Source organism: Photobacterium sp. GB-56 (genome assembly GCF_003026105.1).
In the GTDB taxonomy this organism is placed as follows: domain Bacteria; phylum Pseudomonadota; class Gammaproteobacteria; order Enterobacterales; family Vibrionaceae; genus Photobacterium.
Genome location: NZ_PYNW01000002.1, coordinates 163809 through 189925 on the forward strand (window position 1 = coordinate 163809; position 26117 = coordinate 189925).

The window sequence follows — 26117 nt, forward strand, 5'->3', positions numbered from 1 at the left end:
CATTACATGTATTTTCGTCATTTAGTTGAAGCAATTGTGCCAAAACGGAGGGATTTCAATTAATTGTTATTTTCTCGTAACGGTGAAGTTGTTTGAGCCTTTTACGATGAAGGCAAAAGGCTAAAAGTAACCAAGGATTAATTGATACGCTCTGCTAGGTAAGCATCGTAATCAGGAACTTCAATACTGACTTCTTGATCGAGAAGCGGTGAGGTGATCATGAAGTTTGCGCTAGCACGGTTAGTCGCAACAGGGATATTCCATACTGCTGAAATACGGAGTAACGCTTTTACATCTGGGTCATGAGGAACGGAATTGAGTGGGTCCCAAAAGAAAATCATCATATCGATTTTTCCTTCAGAAATCAGTGCGCCTAATTGTTGGTCTCCTCCCATTGGACCACTGATTAAGCAAGTGATCGGTAAACCTATTTCTTTTGATAAGAGGTGTCCTGTTGTACCTGTAGCGTATAGCTCGTGAGATGCCAGTTTATCTTTATGTTCTTTAACCCAACGAAGTAGATCAACTTTACAGTTATCGTGTGCAACGAGGGCGATATGTTTAGAGGATGCCATTGTGCGGGTTGTTCTGTGCATCATATTTCCTTGCTAAGATGTTCTGATCGTAATGATGAAATAAATAGATATCAGAACCTTATAAATGAGTAAAACACAATAATCTAATTATTAGCGGTGATACAAATATTATATTTGAGAACAAAATATCCTGCGTCAAAGAGCCTATGACGCAGGACAAAGCATTATTGTTTTACGTGGTGGTCTTTAACGTAAAAAGAAGGGCGGAACTCAGCGGGTGATAACGACTCTGCAATCACTTTTTTAGGTAAATATTCTGGTGTGAGATTGACAATTGAAGGTGCAATATCGAGTACGACTGGCTTATGTTCAAGATAACGAACAGCTTGGTCGATAGATAGCATGGCTTGTTCCGCCATTTTATCGGTAGGGGCAAATAATATGCGATGACGTCTTAAGCCTCGATAAACACCATGACTGAGGTAAGTTGATACAATTTTTATGTTGTGAATATCGTGAGTACGTAACTCACTTATTGCTACTTCTGCCGCCACAGCGCCACCAACAATGTAGTTAATATCTTCTTTCGATGCGAGGATTTGCTGAATCAAATTTCGTTGTAATTCTTTACTGTTATCGGCCCATAAGGTTGTCACAATTTCTACATCGCTGTTTTTAATCGCGTCTTTAAAACCACGAGATACAGGTTTGGTACCACCTTGGAGTTGAGGGCCTGGTAGCCAAGCGACTTTTACCACACCTGAACCTTTCGGGTGACGTTTAGCCAGGTATTCACCTGCAACTTTACCCATGTCATACCAATTTACGCCTACTTTGGCTTTCACATGTTGGCGAATATCAGGATCGGTAAAATCAATATTGTTCGTCATTAAAAATACAGGCGTATTACCGATGAGTTTAGAAAGTTTTCCGTTATAGGCTTTGTCATCTACCGTACCTAGGATAATCGCATCTGCACCCCATTGATGGCATTTTTGTAGCTGCAATGTTTGCTTATCTAAATTGGGATAACCGCCAGCTTCCATCACTTTTAATGTAATGCCTAATTTTTTTGCTTGTTTAACCATTCCATAATTGATCGATAACCAATATGAATCTTTTAAATGCGGGTAAACTGCACAGATCTTCCATGGCTTAGTAACGGAAGTTAAAAAATTATATTGGACTTCAGTTGCTTTTTTATCTGCCTGAAAAGGAGGTTGATAGGAGATCACTTCTTGTGCAGAAGCTGTTTGGATGGAAAGTAAAAACAAAACAAAACAAAAAATGCGCATTTATACCAACATTATTTTAGGTTTAAAGTCATATCGCTGGCAAAATAGTAGCGCTTTATTTTCTCTTGTGAAATAGCGAGCATACTGAGCAACGACAGATATACGATATTATATACCTAAGTAACCTTGAGATGTTCAATTGAGTGACAACACGCGGCATTAAATGCTTGAAGTCACTTTGGTATATATGGGTTGCAAACATTTTGATGTAGAGATTATTTATGACGTTTACCCTAAAAGGTATCGGAACGAAATTGTTAATAGCCTTTTCAGCAATGGCTAGCTTGATGATTATTGCAGTAATGATTGGTGTCGCAGGTTTTTCATTAGTGGCTAAAACTGAGCGTACGGTAATTAATTCTGCCGTGCCTGCATTAGCAGAAGCGCGTCAGTTATCAGATTTAAGTTCTCGTATTATTTTTAATGCACAAGTATTGGCAAAATCTAAAGCAGAATCTGAACGTATGCGACAAGGGCGTGCGTTAACCATTCATATTGAAGCATTAAATCGAAGCTTGCATTCACTTGAACAATTTTCTTTTGATCAACCGTTAATGGTGAAATTAGAAGAAGATGTAAAGCGCATTGTTGATAATTTAGCATTATTAGGTTTACTAGTAGGGCGTCAGATCGATCTTCAAAGTCAGTTAGATAAGCTAACAACAGAGATGACGAAAGCCACCCATCAAATTGATAATTTATCTCAATCTCAGGTTTCAAATGCCAATACCATTGCAGTGGCTAACGTGTCTCGCATCTATGATTTAGTTGCAGATGGAAATAAACCTGCTGTCTATAAAGCATTAGATAGTCTCGTTGAAGTGGATATGGACTTATCTGAACGTTTATTTGAACTGCGATTTTTATCGTTACAAGTGATCAATATGCTGGATGATTCTAGTCGTATTGTTGATATTAAATCTCTCGTGGCGCTTAAAAAACGCTATAACGACGCGGTAGGTATCATGAGTCAGCGAGTTAAATCCGTAGAAGATCCTAGCCGTTCAGAACAATTAGTTGAGCTAACTACTCAGCTTAATCGTGGCCGTTTGTTGTTTGGGGTTATTGAGCAACTAATTTATGCAAAGCAAGATGTCGAGCGCCTTGATCAACAAAATTTGGTGTTATTCCAGCAGTTAAATAATACCGTTGATGACATTATTGATGTTGCTAATGTGAATACTCAGCAAGCGGTTAAACGTGTTGATCATACTTTAACACTTGCCCGAAATACGTTAATAGTGATCTCTGCAATTGGTTTATTGGCGTTAGTACTCATTATGTGGCGATTTGTTTATGCAAGGGTGATTTGCCGTATTAACGAATATAGCCGTGCGTTATCAGCTTTAACCCGAGGCGATTTAGGGGTCAGAATTAACGTCAAAGGGGATGATGAATTAGCGCAAATGGGGCGAGCTATTTTAGTGGCTCGTGACACCGCTAATGAGCGATATCGTTTGGCGCAAGCAGAGTCAAAAGCTCGGCAAGAATTACAAGAGCATAAAGCTAGCCTTGAACGATTAGTTGCAAAACGTACTGGCGAGCTTGAGAAAATAAACAGTCGCTTAAATGAAGAAGTTTATAATCATTATAAAGCGCGCGATGAAGCCGAAAAAGCAAACCGCGCGAAGTCTTCATTTCTTGCAACTATGAGCCATGAGATCCGAACACCAATGAATGGTGTCTTAGGTACTGCATCGTTATTAGCAGATACACAATTAACATCACAACAGAAACGCTATCTCGATGTGATAAACCGCAGTGGTGAAACCTTACTTGATATTTTAAATGACATTCTTGATTACTCGAAAATTGAAGCTGGGCATTTAGATATAAGGCCAAGTAACTTTTCCGTTGTTCGGATGGTTACTGATGTGTCTAATATGTTAGAAGGGCGAGCGTTTGCAAAACGTATTGGTCTTGAGTGCCATATTTCACCACAAGTTGAAGGAATATGGTTTGGTGACGAGAGTCGCATACGTCAAGTGCTAGTAAATCTCGTAGGTAATGCGATTAAGTTTACAGATACGGGCAAAGTTTCAATTTTTGTAGAGCCTCATCCCGACATGCCAGATGAATTATTGTTCTCTGTAAAAGATACGGGTATTGGCATTGATGAAGAAGAGCAAAACCTTTTATTTAGTGCTTTCCAGCAAGCAGAAGCAGGACGAAAATCCATTGAAGGTACAGGTCTAGGCTTAGCAATTAGCAAACACATTGTAGCGGCAATGGATGGTGAAATTGGTTTAGAATCAGTAGTTGGTGAAGGGAGTTGTTTTTGGTTTGCATTGCCTCTTGAGCATGGCGAAGGGAATTTAGAAACCGATGATAAAAGAGTGATTATGCGTTCTGCTCATATTTTGCTGGTAGAAGATAACCCAGTAAACAGTATGGTTGCTGAAGGTTTCTTAACTCGTTTAGGCCATACTGTTGTCACGGCTGCTGATGGTGCTGAAGCTGAAGAAATATACAAAAAACAACGTTTTGATATCGCGTTATTAGATATTAACTTACCTGATACTGACGGTGTTCAGTTACTCAGTCGTTTACGCCGCTTAGAAGATAATAGCCATGAAGCATGGGAAGAGCCGACGCCGATGGTTGCGTTTTCTGCTCATGTTTTTCGTGAAGAAGTGGAGTTATATTTAAATGCTGGTTTTGCAGGATTCTTACCTAAACCGTTAGTTGAAAAGCAGTTGATTGATACAATGAGCAGTATCTTAAAAGGTGAGAAACGCGTGATTATCGAAAAAGGTATTGGAGAAGAGAGCGTGGAAGTGAAGCCAACAGAGAATACGATTCCACTATTAAAAGAGTCCGTATTAGGCAGTGATCTTCAAGTATTGGGCGAAGCGCAAGTGAAGCAGCTTATTCACTTATTTGGAGAATCATCGAGCTTAACGTTATCAAAACTACATCAGGCTATTGATGATAAGAATTTATCTGAAGTGGCTAAACAAGCGCATACCTTAAAAGGTGCAGCTGGAACCATGGGGCTAATGCAACTTCATCATATTTGCTCTGAATTTGAAAAAAATGCGAAAGAAGGTTCAATTAAAAGTTTAGATCTGAGCTCGCTACAAAAAGTCTTTGATCAATCTGTCGCGATATTAGAAACCACCTTTATCAGTGCATAATCAAAGCTATTTAGATGAGAAAAGGGCATATACAGTGCCCTTTTTTAATGTCTATGAAACGTTCAGTACTATTTAGTTCCTATTTGAAACGATATCTAGATCAGAAGAGATAGCAGCGCTAGCTGATCAGCATCTTCAACAAGGTCAGACAGAATGTTATACCTGTAGCGGAAACAGCGGTTATTGCGACACCGACAATAGTGAGAGATCGCGATAGGTGGTGTTGAGAGAATAATCGTAACTATTCTAATTAGAGTAAAGTTATAGCCTTGCTGTTTTTCATACACGATTACTTGTGATTGTTATCAATAGCGTTACAAGGTGTGCAAGATGCTCAACCTTTAAAGACGAGGAAAGATGAAATGATAGGAGGTGTATAGTGATGTGGAATGATTTTTACGTGATAAAAAATAACCCCGAGAGCAAAGCCCTCGGGGTTAAAAAGATTACTTAGAGTAATTAAAAATTACTTCTTAGCGTTCTTTTCTTTCTGCTCAGCGATTACTTTTTCAGCAACGTTTGCAGGACATGGTGCGTAGTGTGCGAACTCCATAGAGAACTGACCACGACCAGAAGTCATTGTACGTAGAGAACCGATGTAACCAAACATTTCTGAAAGAGGTACATCAGCCTTGATACGAACGCCAGTTGTACCAGCCATTTGGTCTTTGATCATACCACGACGACGGTTAAGGTCACCGATAACATCACCAACGTGATCTTCAGGAGTGAACACGTCAACGTGCATGATTGGCTCAAGAAGCTGTGCACCAGCTTTAGGCATAGATTGACGGAATGCGCCTTTCGCTGCGATTTCAAATGCTACAGCAGATGAGTCAACTGCGTGGAATGCACCATCAACAAGCTCAACTTCAACATCAAGAACAGGGAAACCAGCAAGAACACCAGTATCCATCATGCCTTTGAAGCCTTTTTCGATTGCAGGCCAGAATTCTTTAGGAACGTTACCACCGATTACAGATGATGAGAACGTAAAGCCTGAACCTACTTCACCTGGCTTCATGATGTAGTCGATCTTACCGAACTGACCAGAACCACCAGACTGTTTCTTATGCGTGTAGCTATCTTCAACAGGTTTAGTGATAGTTTCACGGTAAGCAACCTGAGGTTGACCAACGATAAGGTCTACACCGTATGTACGCTTAAGGATATCAACCTTAATGTCTAGGTGAAGCTCACCCATACCTTTAAGGATTGTTTCACCTGAATCTTCATCAGTCTCAACTTGGAATGATGGATCTTCTGCAACCATCTTACCGATCGCGATACCCATTTTCTCAGAACCGCCTTTATCTTTTGGAGATACAGCGATTGAGATAACTGGTGTTGGGAAGATCATTGGCTCAAGAGTACACTCGTGCTTAACATCACATAGAGTGTGACCAGTTTGAACGTTCTTCATACCAACGATAGCGATGATGTCACCAGCTTGCGCGTAAGTAAGTTCGTTACGATCGTTAGCTTGCATCTCAACCATACGGCCGATACGCTCAGTCTTACCAGTTGCACTGTTAAGAACTGTATCACCTTTGTTCAGTTTACCTGAGTAAATACGAACGAAAGTTAGGGCACCAAAACGGTCATCCATGATTTTGAATGCTAGCGCTTTGAATGGTTCGTCAACAGAAACTGTTGCAACTTCACCAGTTGGCTCACCAGTTTCTGGATCTGTTAGTGGTTGTGGATCTACTTCTGTTGGAGAAGGTAGGTAATCAACAACAGCATCTAGTACAAGCTGCATACCTTTGTTTTTGAATGCAGAACCACAGAATGTTGGGAAGAAATCACAAGTACGAGTACCTTTACGGATACAACGCTTGATGTCTTCGATAGAAGGCTCTTCACCTTCCATGTAAGCTTCCATTAGGTCGTCATCTTGCTCAACAGCAGTTTCAACAAGCTCTTCACGGTAAGCTTCAACATCATCAACCATGTCAGCTGGGACGTCTGTGATTTCGTAGTTTTCTGGAAGACCAGTGTCATCCCAAACGTACGCTTGACGGTTTAGAACGTCAACAACACCAACGAAATCATCTTCACGACCGATTGGAAGTGTCATGATTAGCGGCGTTGCGCCAAGTACACTTTTAACTTGGTCTGTAACGCGGAAGAAATCTGCGCCCATACGGTCTAGTTTGTTAACGAAGATGATACGTGCAACTTCAGATTCGTTAGCGTAACGCCAGTTTGTTTCAGACTGAGGCTCAACACCACCAGAACCACAGAATACACCGATACCACCATCAAGTACTTTAAGAGAACGGTAAACTTCAACTGTGAAGTCAACGTGTCCAGGAGTATCGATAACGTTGAAACGGTGATCTTTCCAGAAACAACTTACAGCTGCTGACTGGATAGTAATACCGCGCTCAGCTTCCTGTTCCATGAAGTCAGTAGTAGATTCACCATCGTGAACCTCACCAGTTTTATGGATTTGACCAGTTAGCTTAAGGATACGCTCGGTAGTAGTAGTTTTACCCGCATCAACGTGGGCGAAAATACCAATGTTTCTGTATTTAGATAAATCTGTCATTGTTTTTCTCTATCAACAATTACGGTCACATGTGAGGTCGCGGATTATAGCACTACTTATATCAACCAGAACATAGCTATGCGTAATAAAATCGTTATTCGCTTGCTTTTTACTCTAGCTGTTAGGCTTGTTGCCCATTTACACAGCAAATCAAGCTACAAAAAACAAGGTTAGTTCAGGTTTTTAGGAATTGTAAGTTGCTAAAGTTATATTTTTGTCATGTTTTTTGGGATGAGATTCTTATTCTTTATTTTCTTTTCTTTCAGAATTTGTGAACATTTAGATCTTTACTATCAATGATTTTTATCACTTTTTTACGAAGTACTGTTCTATTCGCTCATTTTTTTCCTTCATATTGTAATGTGGGGTAGAATTAGAAATATATTCCTTTTTGTTCTCTTATTTGAGTTATCGACATGTCTGAAGAAATTGAAGTTGAAGCAATTGGTGTTGAAGTTTCAGCTCAACCTATCGAATTATATAAAGTGTTAAAGATAGCCAACTTAGTCAGTGGTGGCGGTGAAGCAAAATATGCCATCTCTGAAGGTTATGTTGCAGTAAACGGTGAGCTTGAATTACGTAAACGTTGCAAGATATATGACGGTGATGTGATTGAGTTTAATGGTGAGTTTTACGTTGTGTTGTGCGACCAGCCAGTACAAGAAAAAATGATGCGTGTTGCAGAGGAAAAACCAAAAGCATCTCCTAAAGCGGCGTCAAAAAAAGCAAATAAAGCTGCTGATAAGAAAAAGAGTACTAGCAAACCGAATACTGCAGGAAATCGTTCTGTAACCAAAAAAGCGGCCAACAAAGCTGCTGATATAAAGCCAGATACAGCGACTGGTCGTAAGCCAATTAGTTTTTAAGATAAAACATTATTATAAACAAGGCGCGCAATGACGCGTCTTTTTCTTGCCTGATTAATGAGAAGGGATGATGAATAAACAATTTATTACGCTAGGTTTAGTGATTAGTTTTAGCTGTTTGAGTGGAAGTGTGTTGGCTGCAACTGTTTCATCGTTAACAACTGCTGAATGTCAGGCAATGTCAAAAGTTGGCGTGATGTCGAGCTCGGCACCAGTACAGTGCCAACGTTTGAAAAAAGTGACATTTAAATATCGTGATTTTTCTAATCGTATTCACACTAATGGTCAAATTATTGTAATGGATGCAACAGCGCCTTATGTGGGTAAAATTTTCGATGAATTATATCAACAAGGATTTCCAATTCATAAAGCGGTTCCGATTGAAAAATATCGCGGTGATGACACGGTATCGATGACAGATAATAATACTTCTGCTTTTAACTATCGCCCAGTAGAAGGGACGAGTAGTTTATCGCTTCACGCCTATGGTGCAGCGATTGATTTAAATCCGGTGCAAAACCCATTTGTGACTTTTGCGCGCGCAGGTCAGGCAAAATATAGCCCCGTAGAAGGGACAAAATATGCTAACCGTGAAATCTATCGTTATGGTAAACCAGATAGAAAAGGGATGGCTGAAACAGTCGTCGATATTTTTGCACGTAATGGCTTTTTATATTGGGGCGGTTTTTGGAATTCGCCAATTGATTATCAGCATTTCCAATTATCTAAAGATATGGCAGTAATGATGTCGCAGATGACAGCACAGCAAGCAACACTGTTCTTTAAACGTTATGTTGAGTGGTATAACAGTTGTAGTCGTATGTACCCCAAAGCCTATAGCCAGTATAAGTTTAATGATTACACTAATTACCTGAAACATAAGCTGGGTGTGTCTTCGATAAGTAAAGCGTATCAGGCTAACCCAAGTAAGGTTATGGCGCAGATTGAGCAAGTCCCTTTGCGTTCAGAGATTTGTGTTAAACGTTAATATTAATCGTACAGCCTTTAGTTGGCGCTTTAGGCTGTATTTCTCCACGATTATCGTAACCACTGAAAGTCATAATGGTAGAGATTTTTTTCTCTGAGTTTTCTTGGTTAACCCGAGGTTGGGTCGGCGGTATTTCGGCTTGCGCATAACGCATTTTTTTTGCGTTATTATTTACTAAATATACGGGAGCGATAGTAAACGTTGACATATGGCCTCCACAACTTAGTTTTATTTAAGATGTGCAAGGTTAATAGGTGGTTAGATGTCATTCAACGTAGTGGCTGTTAGGATATGGTCATTTGTTGGTCAGAGGAATGTTAGCTTCTTGTTCTTTAAGTAAATTAGTTTAACTTTGTGAATGTCATTACAGTTTGAATAAGTAAACGGCAGCTAAGAGCTACCGTTTTATGTCAGAGCTTTAACTATGTTATTTAGGTAAGCCTTCTGCAATAGGGTTGTTTTTATCTGCGCTCCATTGATACCACCCACCATCAAAGACACTGATATCTTTCCATCCCATAACATAAGCATAGAAAAATGCCTCAGATGCTCGCCAACCAGTACCACAGAAAAAGGCGACTTGTTGGTTTGGTTTAATATTCCATTTCGCCCATTGTTTCGCGATGAGGTAACCACTTTTCATTGTGCCATCTGGGTTATTAAAATCTTGCATATGGTAAGAGTCACTACCAGCGTGTCCCCATTTAGCCCCTTTGATACGACCTTTAGGCTTGATGTAATCATAGCCACTGGTTTTTCCAATATATTCTTGCCAAGTACGAATACTTACGAGTGAATGGGTACTTTGGGGTTCTTTTAGTATTGTTTTTGCTTGCTGGAGATCCGTCAGGTATTGAGGGTTTGCTGGAATCGTTTTACCAAAACTCACATCGTCGTGGTTTTCATTAATGAAAGCTTGGGTCGGGTAATGTGCGTTTTCCCACGCATTCCAGCCGCCATTGAGTAGTCTTACATCCTCAACGCCAGCATACATTAGAAAGTTAGCAAAGCGTGCTGCTGACATATTATTACGAGCATAGACAATGACAGTGGTGTTATAACGAATGCCTAAATCAGTAATGACTTTTTTAAGATCATTATTACTGACTTTATTCCACCAAGGCTTGCTTTCAATATCATTGGTATTGACATACAGCGAGTTGGGGATATGTGAAAGTAAATATGTGGACGGTGGACCCCATTCAACTTCAACAATTTTATAGCCGTGCTGTGGTGCGTACAATGGCTGCTGGTGATTGATTAGCTGATCTAACCATTGTGCAGATACTAAGTGTTTAAAGTTTTTAAGTGCTTTCAGTTTGCCTACATAGTCCGTAACGGGCTGATTAATTGTAGATATAGCGCTAAAACCTTGTTGTTTGAGTGCTTCACTCATTGCCGTCGTTGAGGTTTTATCGCCATACAGGACGGTTGGTACTTTCGGAGATAGCTGACGATTTTTAAGTAAGCTTGATAGCTGAATCGGTGTTAAAAGAGTGAGCCATTGACTATCAATATTGACAGCGTTAGGGATATGACCACCTCGAGTTGCATTTCGCTTTGGCCAACCGTTGAAGTAATTGCTGTCTCGACAATCAATAATTTGTATTGCTTGTTTCGTCTGCTGAGCTTGAGCTAGTTGCTCAAAGGTTTGAATAGGAGGTGTGACAGTGTTTGCTGCCGCTAAACATGGCATGCTAATCACAAAAAGGCACGTAATAAAAATTTGATTTAAAGAGCGCATATAGAACCTGTTTGATCTGCCATCAGGGCAAACGAGGCGACATTCTAGCGAAAATAATTTGTAAGACAATTGATGGCGATTAATTAAATCATCATCTGATTATAAAAATAGATGATGATGGGATAAAAAGTAAGTGGAATATAGAACAAAGCGAAGACACCAGTTCTAGTTTCAATTAAAGCTGGTGTGCATGAATTACTGAGTTATTTGGTACACTGTTTTGCCATCGTTAATCGTAGCTTGGATTTTAATATCTTCGATTTTTAATGGATCTATTTTCAGCGGATTATCTGATAATATAACGAAATCAGCTTCTTTCCCTACTTCAATTGAGCCTTTTTTATCTTCTTCAAAGTGTTGGTATGCAGGCCAAATTGTCATCGCTTTCAATCCAATTAATGGGCTTACACGTTCTGTAGGACCAATAATATCGCCTGTACGAGAACGACGATTAACTGTTGCAGATAATACGCGCATTGAATCAGGCAGAGCGACTGGCGCGTCATGATGTGACGAGAATTTAATTCCTTTATCGTAGACCGTTTTTGTCGGTGAAATAAATTCAGCGCGCTCAGGACCTAAAACAGAATCTCGGTGCCAGTCTCCCCAGTAATAAGTATGCATTGGGAATAACGATGGGAAAATTCCTAGCTCTTTTAAGCTATTGATTTGATCTGGACGAATGGTTTGTCCATGGATTAGGACTGGGCGACGATCTTTCTTGCCGTATTTATCTTCAGCTTGTTTTACTGCGGCGATAAAAACATCAATGGCAGCATCGCCATTGGCGTGAGCAAGTATTTGCCAGTTATTTTCAAAGGCTTGATCGACGTATTTGAAGGTATCGTTATTTGAAATAGCAGAATAACCGACGTAAGAGCCATCTTTGCCTTTAGGAGGCTCAAAGTAAGGCTGAGTTAACCATGCTGTTTTACCTTGTGGTGATCCATCAATCGTGAGTTTTGCACCACCGATACGGAAGTTATTCTTGTAGTCATTACTTAGGTAAGGGCCAGAAATGGTTTGGCTTGCGATCACGATATCAGGATAGGCAACGACATCAATTGGGGAATTACCTTCTTCCGAGACTTTTTGCATGATCGGCATAATGTTAGGAAATGCACGTCCTTCTTGGCCTGTGGTATAGCCAAATTGACTATAGAGTTCCATTCCCGCTTTGAAGATTTTTTCATTATCTTCATTACTCATATTAGCAAGTACTTTACCTAATACATAATAGAACGCATTTTCTTCTAACGTCCCATTAGGTTGTTGAGATCCTTTTTTACGTACAAAAACACCACCTTCAGGATCTTCAGTTTTATCCGTGACACCAGCAACTTCCAGCGCTTTATTATTTACTGCTGCAAGGTGGCCTGATTGGTGGATCAGAATAACGGGTAATTCTGTTGAGATTTTATCTAAATCTTCAGCTGTAGGGTGACGTTTTTCGGTTAGTTGTGAATCATCATAGCCAAAGCCAATAATCCAGCCTACTTTATCACTACGCTCAGGAAAGTCTTTATGCCATTGATTGGTTAATTCAATCAGGCTATTAATGTCACGACCTTCACCATCTGGTGGGGGTAGTAAGTTAGCGGATAATGCTTGTAAGCCTACATTGAAGACATGACCGTGTGCATCAACAAACCCTGGAATTAGTGTATTACCCTTTAAATCAACAATATTTGTTTCTGCATTCTTGTGCTTTTCAATATCAGAAAGACTACCTGTCGCCAGTATTTTTCCATTTTTAACTGCAACGGCTTCAACTTCAGGCTGTTTATCATTGATTGTAATAATATCGCCGCCGGAGTAAATCGTATCGGCATGATGCACTAATTTTGCTGGTAAAGTGGTTACAGCAGCAGAGGTAGGTTTAGTAACTTGCTGTGGTTCAATACTTTCAGTTTTAGTTTTTTGGTCGCATCCAGAAAGTGCCAAAATAGCTGGGATTGCCAAGCTGAGATAAGAGCGTTTAAACATATAATTTCCTTATAATTATCCGCAAAATAAAGTTTTTTTACTTTAGCATGCAAGCATAGACGATGAGGTTACTGATTTCACAATTAATATAACAATTCGTGATGTTATTATTTATTTAGTAACTTATTGAGAGTAAGGAACTAATTAATAAAATGTCGGTCGAATTAATCCAGTAACTGTTTATCTGATAACAGTAAGTGGAAAATAGAGGAATGAAAATGAGATGTTTGGTGCTCTTATTTGTAGGAGCTATCGCGACATTTAGTACAACGCTGATGGCAGCAAATAATGATGGCTCATACTGCCATTCCAAGACCTCTAATATTGATCAGTTAATTTGCAAAGATCCTAAATTAGTATTGTTACACAAGCAGATGTCGAAGATGTATCAGCAGGTGTTAACTCAGTCGATGGTAAGTGAAGCTTCTGTGATAAAAGAAACACAGAAAAATTGGTTAGAATCAAGGACAGGTTGCCTAGAAAAACCTAATGTTCAACGTTGCTTAGTGTCAACTTATGACTCTCGCTTAGAAAATCTTACTGCTATTAATGACACCATTCTTGCACCACTTGCAACCTATAGTTTTCATGATTTAAAAGATGCGCGCTACAGTGGCATAGAAGATATTGGCACGCCAATTCAATTACATCATGGTTTATGGGCTGGTGAACCGTATCAACCTGGTGGTTCCGTCATGCCACAAGTCATACTGCTTGATGATATCAAAGCGGTGGGATCGCTAACGGAAAATAATAAAAAAATGGCTGTAGTTTTATTAAATTACTCACCAGGCGGAATAGGGCAATATTTGTATATAGCTGTTGTTGATAAAGAAAGTGGTCATTTGAAAAATATTGCGACACAATTTGTCGGCGATCGTTTTCGAGTTAAAGATCTAAAAATAATGAATAAGAAAATTATTTTAGATGTTATTCAGCCGGGTAAAAACGATTCAGCTTGTTGTCCTGGTGATGTGGTTCAACATGTCTGGCATTTAGATAGTCATAATCAATTAATAGAAGAGCCGAACACACGAAAAATTGTTCGTTTAACCCCAGATATTTTATCTAATACTGAATGGAGACTAGAAAGCTGGCGTTATGGCGATCCGGTGAGTGCCGAAAACGATATTCGATTACGTTATATTAATGGACATTTTACTGGTTCAGTTGCCTGTAATAATTATACGGTTTCCGTTACATCAGAGCCGCGTCCGGGCTTTATTAATGTATTAAAGCAGCATACATTGGTGACTGAAAAACAGTGCAATAATCCTTTAGCTGCAGAACAACAACAACGATATTTAGAGCAATTAGGTGGGGTGAGTCAATTCACTTATTTCGCGGGTAAATTAGCGCTTTCATATCAAGTCAACGGCCAGTTGGGGGTAATGATCTTCTCCAAAGAGCCATCCTCATATAATCAATAATCTTTTGTAACCCATTGATAAGAAGTATCAATAGACGTTGATACTTCTTATTCTTAAACTTATTAATTATTCAACCATAACTCAACAGCGCGTTGCGTTGAGGGAAAAGCAAAATTTTCTAGTTTGATATCTTGTTTTTTTACCCACAGAATATCAGCAACATCATCCTGTGCCGTTAGTGTTGGTTTATCTAATAATTGATGACTAAAAAAAGTATCACAGGTTTTATATTCAATATTTTTGTAGCAATACGTATTACTGAATGAGCCTTGGTATGTGAAATCAGTCAGCGTTAAGTTGAGTTCTTCCTGTATTTCTCGTATTGCTGCTTGCTCTAAGGATTCATTAGGGTCAACAAATCCGCCAGGTAAATCCCATAATCCTAATCCTGGATTTCTACCTCTTATTGCTACCAGTAACTCATCTTCATATGACAGCGCAACCATAACAGCAGCCGCTGGGTTGTGAAAATAGGTAAAATTACAGGCGCTACAAGTAAATTGCTTATCGGTTAAACGGGTTAAGCTTGATTTGCCACACTGCGGACAAAAACGGGCTGTATTTATACTGGTCATCTTTCTAGTGACCATCTTTTTCTAACCAAGTAAGAATAAATTGCGCAATAGACTCAGGATCATTGATATTTAGCTGCGGTAGCGGACATAGTTGAGTATCTGCGTCAGTAGCAAATGCGATAATGTAAGGATCGTTAGGATACAATAAGGGTTTATTGTAAGACGGACGATGAATTTCTATTTTAGGAAAAGCTTGCTCTCTGAACCCCTCAATTAATACAAGATCGAGCTTGCTGTGATCGAGTTGCTCTAAACAGTCGTTAAGTTCAGGATCTTTACGTTCATCTTCTGGGTATTCAAAATAAAGCATGTGGCGTGATTTTGTTGCCAGTAATGTTTGCCCGCAACCCGCATGACGTAATCGATAAGAGTCCTTACCTGGTACATCAGGTTCAATGTCATGATGACTATGTTTTATTAAACCTAATCGAATACCACGTTGCTTGAGTAACGGGATTACTTTTTCTAATAACGTTGTTTTTCCTGAGCCACTAAAGCCCGCAAAGCCAATCAGAGGAGTGGGAGAAGTAATCATAGCTATTTTTAGGTCAAAATACAGTGTCAGTAATTATATCGTTAAATGATGGGGAAATGCAGCAATGCGCTGTATTTACTAACGATTAATTAAAGTAAGTCTTTTATTACTTATGTGTAGTGTGTCTTAAAAGTAATCCTTATCTATGAAAGTTTTGTTGTGTTATGAGTGACGGTCTAAAGTTAAAAGGTGTGGGCATTCTTTAAATAGTTATTGGGTTGTTGTCACAGTAGGGACATTGATGATTAACAGCATAGTTATAAATACAGGGAGTGTGAAATGTGGGCAATACTTGATTTTGAGGCATCAGGTTTATCTGAACATTCATATCCGATTGAGGTTGGGTATTCTTTACCAGATGGAACAAACAGTAGCATGTTAATTAATCCGCTATCTGCATCCGATAACTGGTCTCATTGGGATAAAGATGTTCAACACAATATCCATAAGATATCTCGGTCAATGATTGAAGAGACTGGGATGCAAGTAGTGGATGTTTGCCAACATTTAAATACGACTTTAGGTCAATATGATTTGGTTTTATGTGACAGTGAATGGGATCTATTCTGGCTGGGGCGTTTATACCATGCAGCACATATGCGTCCATCTTTTGTGCTTACAGAGGTAAGCCATTGGTTAAAAAATCAAAATGGACTGGGTCAGGTACACTTTAAATTGGCTTTAGATAACTTAGGGGCGATGAGGCATCAAGCAGGATATGATGCAAAACAAATCCGCTTAGCGATAGATACATTGGTTAAGTCATCTTAATTAAAATTTTATCTTTAGAAAAATTAAGTTACGAGGTTTGTATTTGTAAACATGGGTTGGATGTTTACAATGCCGTTTTCAATGATTGATAACGAGATAACGTGTGGCAGAGTTTTTATCAACCGTTTTAGAAACAAAACAATCCTTACGTGTGGCTATGTTTAATGTCGCGATGTCTGAGCCAGAACAAGGGCGTATTTTTCAGCAAACATCGGGTTTAACTAATAAAAGATTTCAGCGACTCGCCGCTATTATCCAGCATGTTAATGCTGATGTTTTGTTACTGTGTGAATTTGATCACCCTGGTAATGGGGGCGATGATGGTAGCCTTGATAATTTTTGTCAGCATTATTTATCTCATTCTCAATATCAACAATCTGCGATTGATTACCCTTATCGCTATTGCCCTTCATCCAATACCGGCCTAATAACCGAAATAGATCTAAACGGTGATGGTCTCTGCACGTTACCAGAAGATGCCCAAGGTTACGGTGAATTTCATGGTCATTTTGGTTTTGTTATTTTATCTAAATGTCCACTGCAGCAAGAGAATATTCGAACGTGGCAGCACTTTCTTTGGAAGGATATGCCGAATAACTTAATGCCTGTCGATTATTATTCAAAAGAAGCTCAGCAGATATTACGTTTATCTTCTAAAAATCATGTTGTTGTGCCTATTGTTGTTGAAGATAAAGAAATTAATTTACTGTGTTGTCATCCAACCCCTCCTGTGTTTGACGGTAACGAACGTCGAAATGCAAAACGTAATCATGATGAAATCCAGCTTTTAATCGACATCATTAATGATGAATCCTATTTAGTTGACGATAATGATCAAGTTGGTGGATTAAAACCTGATGATGCCTTTATTGTAATGGGGGATTTAAATGCTGATTTAGATGATGGCGACGGATTTAAGGACGCGATTAAACACCTACTGAAACTCGATAAAATAAATACAAGGGTTAGTAGTGGCAAGCAGACGCCTAAAAGTGAAGGTGCAAGGCATTATTATCCTTGGCAAAAGCGTACTGGCCGTAAAAATGAGTGGACGCATTTAGCTGGGTTGCGGTTAGATTATGTGTTGCCGTCAAGAAATTTAGATGTGATAAAAACGGGGGTTTTTTGGCCGGATAAACATGATTTATTACGTGAACTTATTTTAGATTGTAAAGGTAGAGAAAAGCCTTCTGCAGGATCAGATCATCGAATGGTGTGGGTTGATATTAATATTGCGGACTAAATGACGATGTGATCATGTTGGCATATTTATATTATAACAATTATTTAGAGATAAAAGTTAACAGAGATAGTAATACCTAATGTTACTCTTCACCCTGGTTATTTTTCGGGGGGAGTCATTATGCGTTTGGTACTTAGCCGCTATTGGTTTTTCTGTCTTTTATTTTGTTGGTCTGTTGCGGCAAATAGTTTACAGCTTAATCCGACATATCAACAAAGCGCTAATCAGATCCGCCAAACCTTTGAGCCTCAGTTATATACATTGCCAGCCTATACAGCGGGGCATTATGGCTTACGTATGTATCGGCAGTCGTTAGATCCTAAATACGCAGCCGCGATATGGCAGGACATGGCGCGAGTTGCGAGTAACTTAAATCGCTATTCAACAGAAGTTGTGACACCTGAGCAAGTACAGCGATACAGTTTAGCGCGATTAGCGAATTATAAAACATCACCTAAAGAGCGTAGCCAACGTCGATATAAAGCGACTCAAACGATGCCTGAATATGTATATTTAGGCGTTGGGTTGCTCGGCTCAATGGCGCGTGCCGATGAGTATGGATTAAAGCATCAAAATGATGCGCAATTAAGGCAGGTTCTTCGCCGTTATGATTTTAAAAAATATGTTACTGATCCTGAAATGATCCAAGCGTGGGCAGCACAACTTGCAAATCAAGTCTATTGGTTAAGACAACTGGGTGAACAAGATGTGGTGAATGATTTCATTATTGCTTTTCGTGAAACTTATCCTGATAGTCAAGACAATCAATTATCTTCTCTGCAATACAGCAATAAAATTTATGGGTTAACGCATATTATTTTTGCGGCATCGAAATACTATCAATTACCGCTCCATGAAAAAGATCATCAATGGATTTTTGATTACTACCGCAAAAATATCGATAAGATTATTGCTGAAACGAAAGAGGATGTTATTGCAGAGGTCGGGATTAACTTTTTATTGGCAGGGTTAGAGGCAGATCCCGTAGTAGAGAAAACCCGCAAGGTGATTCAGCAAGCAATAAATCCTCAGCATGGAATGATCCCATCAGTAACGGGTGATATAGATTTAGTCTCTGGTGAGCACCGCAATGTACTTGCGATAATGTTACTCGATTGGAAAGAAACGCATTTAGCGCCGACGCTAAGCGACCATCCTCAAATGTTCAAGCATATACCGTATGGATTGATTGCAAAATAGCATAGGAAGGGTAAAGGTATATTTACGCATAATAGAATTGATTGAGAATCAAACAATATCAATTAAATATTTTGACAAAGTACCGGAAAGGTTTGAATAAGCAAGCAACAGCAGTTACTGCTGCTTGCGTAGGCTGTTAGAAATATTTACTACGAATTTTGGCGTATTTTTCTTTCAGTGCGCTAGTTGTGAAGGTTTTAACAACCATATTGGGTGACCAATAGCTTGGTGACCACCCCGCTTTTTGTTTCAATTGCTGAATAAAATGATCTGGTGTGATCCCTTTTCTCCACGCACTTGGTAGCATTGTTGTTTGCGTGTAGCGATCAATTAATACAATACCTTGGCGATTGCTAGGTATTTGTAAGTGTTCGACTAAGGCCTGATGAGAGTGAATTGGCAACGTTTCAAGTGGCGATAATACTTCGATTTCGATTGTTAATTCATCAAGTTGTTCTTCAGAAAGAGGCATAAAGCGACGGTCTTCGTATGCACTAGCCACGGCTTTATTATGAACTTCTATGACTAATGGACGCGAAGCAATAGTTGTCCCCATAGAGCCTTGCAATGCATTATTCACCTCTAAGGTAACAAAACATGCTGCATGTTGTTGCATCTTTCGCGTGTAATGATTAAGCCGAGGTGCATTTATCGGACGATCAGAAAAATGGTCATGAATAGCATTGCGTGCAATATCCAGTAATTGAGTTAACTCACCTTTATTATATGTTTGTGGTGTAGCTATTATATCCACAACTCTCTCCTTAACTCTGTAATGACAGAGCAGTTAAATTCCGTGATAAAAGCGATTTATTATTGTTCATTGGGCTGCTTTTGATTATCCGTTAGTGTTTGAATGCAAAAGGACTGACGAAACAGTTAACGGTAGTGAGGTAATTAATATCATCTATTTTCGATGAATGTTCAACATGTGAAAGGTTAAAATTTGTTAACTTTTCTATCGTTATTTTATTCAGTATTTGTATTTTAATTTCTTATAAAACAAATTGTTATATTTTATCTGTTGGAAAGGGGTTTTACTAATTGACTATCAATGAGTAATTGCGAATAGAAAGTGAACAGTGCAACTAAAATTAAATATTGTTTAGATCGTAAACAGGTGTGAAGTAGATGTTTTACTATTAAGCAAGTTTCAATTATCTTGACCAACTTATCTTATAGAAGAAGTGGCATTGTGATGACTGAAGTAAAAAACCTAACAATCGAACAGCTTGAGCAATACGACAATTTAGTAATTACGCAGCCGAATTGTCCGTTTTGTGTGAAAGCAAAAGCACTACTTGATGAGCGTGGTATCGAGTATACAACACTTGTTTTAGGGCTAAATTTATCAAAATTAGTGATGGTTGATTTCATCGAACAAAAGGCAGGGCTAACGGTTCGTACTGTACCTCAAATTATTTTAGATGATAAATATATTGGCGGTCATGACGATTTAGTCGCTTTTCTTGAGCGCCAAGTTGAAGCAACTGAGTTTGATGATTTTGAATTATAAAAATGGGCTGAAAAGCCCTTTTTTATATCTATTAATAGTACATGTATGAGCTGATCTTATGAAACTCGATTTTTCTCAATTAAACAAACAGGCCAAACAATCGTTTGGTGACCAACAAGCTATTATTAAAAAAGTGATGCAAGGTAAAGTAGTTAACTGTAAAGAATGTGATCAATCATTATTCTTAGTTCCACCTGAAAAAAGCGAACAACCAGGGATTGCATGTAAAAAAGGCTGTACTCATATTCATTTAGATTTCGCCTAGTTAAGGGGATATTTTAATTGTAGGGTGTATAAAAAAGCACCATTGAATTGTTTTTTTTAGATAAGTATTCCCACATTACTGATAACGAGTGTTACGGAGTTGCACACTATTTCTGGCAAATCGGCATTCTCAATTTCTATTTTTATATTGCTAGTTAATGCAGTGATTAATAATAAAAAGCTATTTACGGAAGTGAGATAACTTTGATAGCTGATAATTTTATAAATTTAAGCTTAAGTTATAACATCATGAATTAAAGTATAAAAATAACTACGATGATAAAATTATATTTATCAGCCAACGATAAAAAAACAGTCTAAAGTTGATAGGGTAGTAGTTAGAGTACAATGAAAAGCATTATTAATTTTACACACTGATATCATTATTTTTTATGGGATATGGTGTTTTTTATAACAAATGAATTGTTTTTAGACGATTAAGCCATCTATTGACAGTTATTATGATGAAATGGTTATATATTGCCGCTCAGATTTTATTTACAGGACTAAGTATTGATGGTTTGAGTTGTAATCATAACGGGACTTTATAAATGAGTAAGCACGATAAATATAGTATTCATAATACCGACTATACAATTGGACAAGATAATGTCCAAAAATGGGGCTTTGATGTCCATAATGCGGTATTTGGTGTTAGTGCAGGATTAATTGTTCTCTTTTTAGCAGCAATTCTTATCAGCGATCCTGCAACAGCAAAAGCAGCGTTAGATAGTGTTAAAAATGCTATCGTAAATAAATTCGATACCATGTTTCTTTTGGCGGGAAACTTTTTTGTTATTTTTTGTTTAGGACTCATCATTTCTCCTTACGGCCGTATCCGTTTGGGCGGGAAAGACGCAGAAGCTGAACATTCCACCATGTCTTGGTTAGCGATGCTCTTTGCTGCGGGTATGGGGATTGGTTTAATGTTTTGGAGTGTTGCTGAGCCTGCCGCGTATTATACCGGATGGGGTGGTTCAACACCGCTAAGTGTGACCCCTGAAACGCCAGAGGCCTTTAAAGTCGCGATGGGTGCAACTATGTACCATTGGGGTTTACATCCATGGGCTATTTACGGTGTTGTTGCGCTTTCAATGGCATTTTTTGCTTATAATAAAGGTTTACCTCTTTCTATTCGTTCGGTGTTTTATCCTATCCTTGGCGATCGTACTTGGGGTTGGGCTGGGCATATCATTGATATCCTTGCTGTGCTTGCAACATTATTTGGTTTAGCAACATCACTAGGACTAGGGGCTCAGCAAGCAGCAAGTGGTATTAACCATGTATTTGGTACTCATGGTGGCTTGGGGTTACAAATTGGTATTATTATCGGTGTAACAATCATTACCATATATTCTGTTGCTCAAGGCATTGATTCCGGTGTTAAGTTATTAAGTAACATTAACATGTTAGTCGCCCTGACCTTATTAGTGTTTGTCGGTGCTGTTGGTTTCTCTGTGTCTATGCATACGATCCCAACGACGATTGTGGGTTACGTAGAAAACTTTATTCCATTAAGTAACCCATTTGGTCGAACAGATCAGGCTTGGCTTCATGGTTGGACTGTAGTGTACTGGGCGTGGTGGATTTCATGGTCTCCATTTGTAGGTTCATTTATTGCTCGTATCTCAAAAGGTCGAACTATCCGTGAATTCTTAATTGCTGTCTTGATTGTGCCTACCGTGGTTACCACTGTTTGGATGTCAGTATTCGGCGGTCAAGCAATTCACCAAGTGATGGATGGCATTGGATCTTTAGGTAAAAATGGTATTACTGAAGTTTCACTTGCTATGTTCCAAATGTTTGATGCCTTACCACTCGGTACTATCTTATCTTTTATTGGTATTTGTTTAGTTTTAGTTTTCTTTATTACTTCTTCAGACTCAGGTTCTCTGGTTATCGATAGTATTACTGCAGGTGGTAAAGTTGATAATCCAGTAACGCAACGTGTATTTTGGGCTATTATAGAAGGTTTAATTGCGATTGCATTGTTGTGGGTAGGAGGTACCCAAGCAATTCAAGCGCTTCAAGCGGGTACCATTTCAACGGCACTTCCGTTTACCATTATATTGTTGCTGATGTGTGTCAGCTTAATGCTTGGCTTTAGAACCGAAAAGTACAAGTAATTATCAAGGGTGATTTAGCCTAAAATGGTAATAAAAACCGCAGTGTTCATACTGCGGTTTTTTTTTATTCCCAAATTTGCTCAATTGGCGTATCGGGGGGGAAGTGATATGCGATTTGAGCTTGTAATAGCTCAGCTGTCGCTAAGGCATCTGTTAACGCGTGATGAGGTTGGTAAGCGGGTAATCCATATCGAATTCTACATTTCCCTAATCGAACTGAACCTGGCTTTTTCCCTTTTAATCTCGCCCAAATACTACTGTATTGCTGGTTTTGGATAAATGATTCAAGCGCTAAAGTATCAACAACAGGAAACTGGATACCTTCGTTTAATCGCACTCGTAATGCCTTATCCATAAACTGTCGTTCGATGGCTTTGTAATGCACCACTACGACTTTACCTGCTAAAGAATCTAATACCGCTTCTAAAATTCGACGTATATCTGGCGCCGTTTGTACATCTGAGTGTGTAATACCATGAATGATGACGGAGTCTTCATCTAGTTTTGCTTTTGGCTTTACCACCCAATGCTGTGATTGTCTGCAATAAATACGATTGATGGTGAAGGGAACAAGCCCGACACTAATAATGTCATCTTTGTTAGCATTGAGCCCTGTTGTTTCAAAATCTAAAGCAACAAATTCAATGTCCTTTAATGGGGTATCACCACTAAAAATACCATGTTGATAATATTGTTTAATTCGTTGGTCTTTAGCATCATGGGCAAGTTCCGCAAACTTTGTTTGCCAATCCACTATCGGAGTATTACGAATGAAGTGGGTTGATGATGTTTTTTTGAATACTTCTCTAAACATGCTTTCTCACCCTTATCGTGTTGCTTGATAGCGATATTTCACGAAGTTTTGGGCTTTACTTAAAATTTGAAAAGCATCTTTAAGATTACGGCGTTCAAAATCGGACATATTTTCAGGCTCAATACTATTATCAGGCTCTTGCCCTTCTTCAACATCCAACGCTTGATGGCGAATACGGACTAATGAAATATATTCCATGGCATCGCGAAGATCTTGAGCCCGTCCAGGTGGTAAAATTCCACTTTCAATAATATCGTCCAAACGTTCGAGCGAATTTTGTGAACGTGAACCTACCGCAAGGGCATGGACACGAATCAAATCTGCTAATGGCGCTGTACCACGACGTTTTAGATTAATCGAGTTATTATGACGTCCATCTTTTTCCATTACGAAATCTTTAAAGAAGCCTAATGGTGGCGTGCGATTGATTGCGTTGCGTGCAAGGCAAGCTAAAAAGCGAGGGCTGTTACGGGCACGACGAACAATAAAACCATTAAGTTGTTTAGCCCAACGTAATCTGCCCCAAACACCGCCTAAGTCAAAAAAGATAGAGCTATTTAATAACGCTTGAGGTTTTGGATTATCAATCCAATCAGCAAAACATTGTTCCCATTCATGTCGGGTTTTTCGCCATTCTGGATTTGTCGCCATAATGCCGCCAGTACAATAGGCATAACCACATGCAGCAAGGCCATCACAAACAAAAGTCGCAAGTGCTTCAAAGTACGCATTATGTTTATCATGATCGAAGGAATTATCTAAAATAATGGCGTTATCTTGGTCTGTGACGATGAGTTGTTCATCTCGTGCCATAGAGCCTAAGGCCAAGAAACAGTATTGAATAGGTGGTGGACCGAGCTTTTCTTCTGCTAATTCTAATAAACGCTGTTTAAAGCTGCGTCCAATTTCTGCCATTGCGCTGCCAATCATGTGCGAGTTAGCGTCTTCATTAACCATGCGCACAAAGCAGTCTTTAACTTGTGCTGATAATTGAATGAGCTCTTCTACAGATTGCTGCTGATAAATACTACTAACGAGAAGTAAGCTATTTTGCGATTCATAGCGAACAATATCAGAAACGCTAATAACACCTATTGGTTGTTTGTTTCTAAGTACAGGCAAATGGTGAATGTTATAACGCAGCATAGTCAGCATCGCTTCAAATACATAGGCATTATGATCGAGTGTAATGGGTTCTGCTGTCATGACTGAAGAAACAGGCTTTGAGGTTGAAATACCTTCGGCTAATACTCGGGTACATAAATCACGATCAGTAATAATTCCCGTGACATAATCGTTTTCATCATCGTCATCGGTAGCATTACTGTCACTGAGTAATAATGCAGAAACGCCTTCTTCAGCCATTGTTTGTGCTGCCGTTTGAATGGTTTCGTTTTGATCAATGATGACGGCATCACGAGTGATCAAAGTTCTTAGTTTTGATGTCGTCAGATCATTTTCATCATGTTGGCTTGATACGGCATGACGTAAACGAGCCCCATCTTCAACTTCAACGAAATCCGCAAAGCTATCGTATTTATCGCAAAGTTCAATAAATAGAGTATTGGGAATACAGTAGAGTAGAGTATCTTCTAGCGCTTTTGCTGGCATTCGGACTCGGTTGTTCATCAACAAGCCCATTTGGCCGAAAATATCACCTTCATCAAGACGATTGTAGAGCTCGCCCTTACGGCGGTATATTTCAACAGCACCACTTCGAATTAAAAACAGATCATGAATGCTATCGCCAGTATTCAATATCATGGTGCTCGCACGGTAATAAGCGACTTCGACTTCAAGAGCAAGTTGATGAAGTTGCTCTTCTGGCAAAGTATCAAAAGGCGGATACTGTGAGATAAAATTGAGAATTTCTATTTGTTCCGCTTCCATTACATCTTCCGTTATTTAAGGCAAGTATTTAGTTGGCGTTGGGTATTCAATGATCTATTGCTTATTAAAGCTAAGAAAGCGATTAAGTAATAGATAGATGAAAGTTTAACGTATAAATGAGGTTAAAGCATACGGAAGAGGAATTAAACGCTTGTCACGGCTACAAGCGTAAAAGATAGGTCAAATTATTCTGAAAATTGAATTACATCAAGAGATAAGCAATACAGCCGCTACCGATAGGCGCGCCCCAGAGAAAAAACACGCTTCAATTTTGCTTTCAGTTACCTCATCAATCTCATCATATTTTACTGTTAGAAACGAAACGGCAAAACCTACCGAAATTGCAAAAAGAAGAACAGCAAGATCAAATAAAAAGGCTTGAATCCATGTACATTACATACCTTAGTTAAATAACGTAATAATATATAATGATGAGATCTTGCCGACAAAAATAGCATAGATAATCATCCGTATTTAAGTCGTTTCTTTTAAATAATGAGACAAAAGTATCTTCGCAGTAGCTATCTATTTTCATCGAAGAGAGCTGATAAAACGTCATTAATAACGTTAATCATGGAGATTGCATTTATGCCATATAATGAACTGAAAATACTTTAAATCTAGATGATTGTATTATCAATATTCGT

General features: G+C 38.8%; 21 protein-coding genes. 10 read left to right on the forward strand and 11 right to left on the reverse strand.

Going from position 1 to position 26117, the window contains the following annotated elements; translation table 11 throughout:
* Positions 1–137: 137 nt before the first annotated feature.
* Positions 138–596 (reverse strand): methylglyoxal synthase, encoded by a 459-nt coding sequence (locus tag C9J42_RS03435; protein WP_107206246.1) that lies wholly within the window; start codon positions 594–596, stop codon positions 138–140.
* 164 nt (positions 597–760) lie between these two features.
* The gene (torT, locus tag C9J42_RS03440) at positions 761–1831 is read right to left on the reverse strand and encodes a TMAO reductase system periplasmic protein TorT (RefSeq protein ID WP_107259621.1); all 1071 of its coding nucleotides are present in this window, start codon (positions 1829–1831) and stop codon (positions 761–763) included.
* A gap of 221 nt (positions 1832–2052) precedes the next feature.
* Between torT and torS the strand changes: the two genes are divergently transcribed.
* The gene (gene torS, locus C9J42_RS03445) at positions 2053–4968 is read left to right on the forward strand and encodes a TMAO reductase system sensor histidine kinase/response regulator TorS (protein WP_107206248.1); all 2916 of its coding nucleotides are present in this window, start codon (positions 2053–2055) and stop codon (positions 4966–4968) included.
* Positions 4969–5434: 466 nt separating this feature from the next.
* On the opposite strand, the gene fusA is transcribed toward torS, so the two are convergent.
* Positions 5435–7522: an elongation factor G gene (gene fusA / locus C9J42_RS03450; RefSeq protein WP_107206249.1), complete on the reverse strand. Its 2088-nt coding sequence runs from the start codon at positions 7520–7522 to the stop codon at positions 5435–5437.
* A gap of 416 nt (positions 7523–7938) precedes the next feature.
* On the opposite strand from fusA, the gene C9J42_RS03455 reads away from it, so the two are divergent.
* Together C9J42_RS03455 and C9J42_RS03460 are read left to right on the forward strand one after the other, a co-directional pair.
* Positions 7939–8388, forward strand: coding sequence for an RNA-binding S4 domain-containing protein (locus C9J42_RS03455; RefSeq protein WP_107259619.1), 450 nt, complete (start codon positions 7939–7941; stop codon positions 8386–8388).
* Positions 8389–8455: 67 nt separating this feature from the next.
* On the forward strand, positions 8456–9376 hold the full coding sequence (locus C9J42_RS03460) for a M15 family metallopeptidase (RefSeq protein WP_107287124.1): 921 nt from the start codon (positions 8456–8458) through the stop codon (positions 9374–9376).
* Here C9J42_RS03460 and C9J42_RS03465 read toward each other — a convergent pair.
* The 3 genes from C9J42_RS03465 to C9J42_RS03475 all read right to left on the reverse strand — a co-directional run bounded on the left by C9J42_RS03465 (position 9366) and on the right by C9J42_RS03475 (position 13106).
* Entirely contained in the window at positions 9366–9584 is a 219-nt protein-coding gene (locus C9J42_RS03465; protein ID WP_107245966.1) for a hypothetical protein, read from the reverse strand. The two genes, C9J42_RS03460 and C9J42_RS03465, sit on opposite strands and share 11 nt — an antisense overlap.
* A 219-nt stretch (positions 9585–9803) precedes the next feature.
* On the reverse strand, positions 9804–11072 hold the full coding sequence (locus C9J42_RS03470) for a rhodanese-like domain-containing protein (RefSeq protein WP_233217673.1): 1269 nt from the start codon (positions 11070–11072) through the stop codon (positions 9804–9806).
* A 243-nt stretch (positions 11073–11315) separates the two neighbouring features.
* Positions 11316–13106 (reverse strand): amidohydrolase, encoded by a 1791-nt coding sequence (locus tag C9J42_RS03475; RefSeq protein ID WP_107206254.1) that lies wholly within the window; start codon positions 13104–13106, stop codon positions 11316–11318.
* Positions 13107–13318: 212 nt separating this feature from the next.
* Between C9J42_RS03475 and C9J42_RS03480 the strand changes: the two genes are divergently transcribed.
* Positions 13319–14536 (forward strand): META domain-containing protein, encoded by a 1218-nt coding sequence (locus C9J42_RS03480; RefSeq protein ID WP_233220720.1) that lies wholly within the window; start codon positions 13319–13321, stop codon positions 14534–14536.
* Between the two features lie 62 nt (positions 14537–14598).
* Here C9J42_RS03480 and C9J42_RS03485 read toward each other — a convergent pair whose 3' ends face one another.
* Together C9J42_RS03485 and mobB are read right to left on the reverse strand one after the other, a co-directional pair.
* A complete protein-coding gene (locus C9J42_RS03485) occupies positions 14599–15111 on the reverse strand; it encodes an NUDIX domain-containing protein (RefSeq protein WP_107287122.1) in 513 nt (170 codons plus the stop codon).
* Positions 15112–15115: 4 nt separating this feature from the next.
* On the reverse strand, positions 15116–15646 hold the full coding sequence (gene mobB / locus C9J42_RS03490; RefSeq protein ID WP_107245969.1) for a molybdopterin-guanine dinucleotide biosynthesis protein B: 531 nt from the start codon (positions 15644–15646) through the stop codon (positions 15116–15118).
* 279 nt (positions 15647–15925) lie between these two features.
* Between mobB and C9J42_RS03495 the strand changes: the two genes are divergently transcribed.
* From C9J42_RS03495 to C9J42_RS03505, 3 genes are all read left to right on the forward strand, one after another.
* Positions 15926–16417: a hypothetical protein gene (locus C9J42_RS03495; protein WP_107206258.1), complete on the forward strand. Its 492-nt coding sequence runs from the start codon at positions 15926–15928 to the stop codon at positions 16415–16417.
* Positions 16418–16520: 103 nt separating this feature from the next.
* Positions 16521–17660 carry an endonuclease/exonuclease/phosphatase family protein gene (locus C9J42_RS03500; protein WP_107206259.1) on the forward strand — a complete coding sequence of 380 codons (1140 nt, stop codon included), beginning with the start codon at positions 16521–16523 and terminating at the stop codon, positions 17658–17660.
* A gap of 120 nt (positions 17661–17780) precedes the next feature.
* A complete protein-coding gene (locus tag C9J42_RS03505; protein WP_107301655.1) occupies positions 17781–18860 on the forward strand; it encodes a DUF3541 domain-containing protein in 1080 nt (359 codons plus the stop codon).
* A 136-nt stretch (positions 18861–18996) separates the two neighbouring features.
* Here the strand turns inward: C9J42_RS03505 and amrA are convergent, their stop codons facing one another.
* Entirely contained in the window at positions 18997–19614 is a 618-nt protein-coding gene (gene amrA / locus C9J42_RS03510; protein WP_107206261.1) for an AmmeMemoRadiSam system protein A, read from the reverse strand.
* A 444-nt stretch (positions 19615–20058) separates the two neighbouring features.
* Here amrA and C9J42_RS03515 point away from each other — a divergent pair, with 444 nt between their 5' ends.
* From C9J42_RS03515 to C9J42_RS03525, 3 genes are all read left to right on the forward strand, one after another.
* Positions 20059–20376: a glutaredoxin domain-containing protein gene (locus C9J42_RS03515; RefSeq protein WP_107206262.1), complete on the forward strand. Its 318-nt coding sequence runs from the start codon at positions 20059–20061 to the stop codon at positions 20374–20376.
* A gap of 58 nt (positions 20377–20434) precedes the next feature.
* Positions 20435–20641 (forward strand): hypothetical protein, encoded by a 207-nt coding sequence (locus C9J42_RS03520; RefSeq protein ID WP_105059910.1) that lies wholly within the window; start codon positions 20435–20437, stop codon positions 20639–20641.
* Between the two features lie 550 nt (positions 20642–21191).
* On the forward strand, positions 21192–22766 hold the full coding sequence (locus C9J42_RS03525) for a BCCT family transporter (RefSeq protein ID WP_107206263.1): 1575 nt from the start codon (positions 21192–21194) through the stop codon (positions 22764–22766).
* A 64-nt stretch (positions 22767–22830) separates the two neighbouring features.
* Here C9J42_RS03525 and C9J42_RS03530 read toward each other — a convergent pair whose 3' ends face one another.
* Together C9J42_RS03530 and C9J42_RS03535 are read right to left on the reverse strand one after the other, a co-directional pair.
* On the reverse strand, positions 22831–23580 hold the full coding sequence (locus C9J42_RS03530; protein ID WP_107287120.1) for a 3'-5' exonuclease: 750 nt from the start codon (positions 23578–23580) through the stop codon (positions 22831–22833).
* 12 nt (positions 23581–23592) lie between these two features.
* Positions 23593–25470, reverse strand: coding sequence for a DUF294 nucleotidyltransferase-like domain-containing protein (locus C9J42_RS03535; RefSeq protein WP_107206265.1), 1878 nt, complete (start codon positions 25468–25470; stop codon positions 23593–23595).
* Between the last annotated feature and the right edge of the window lie 647 nt (positions 25471–26117).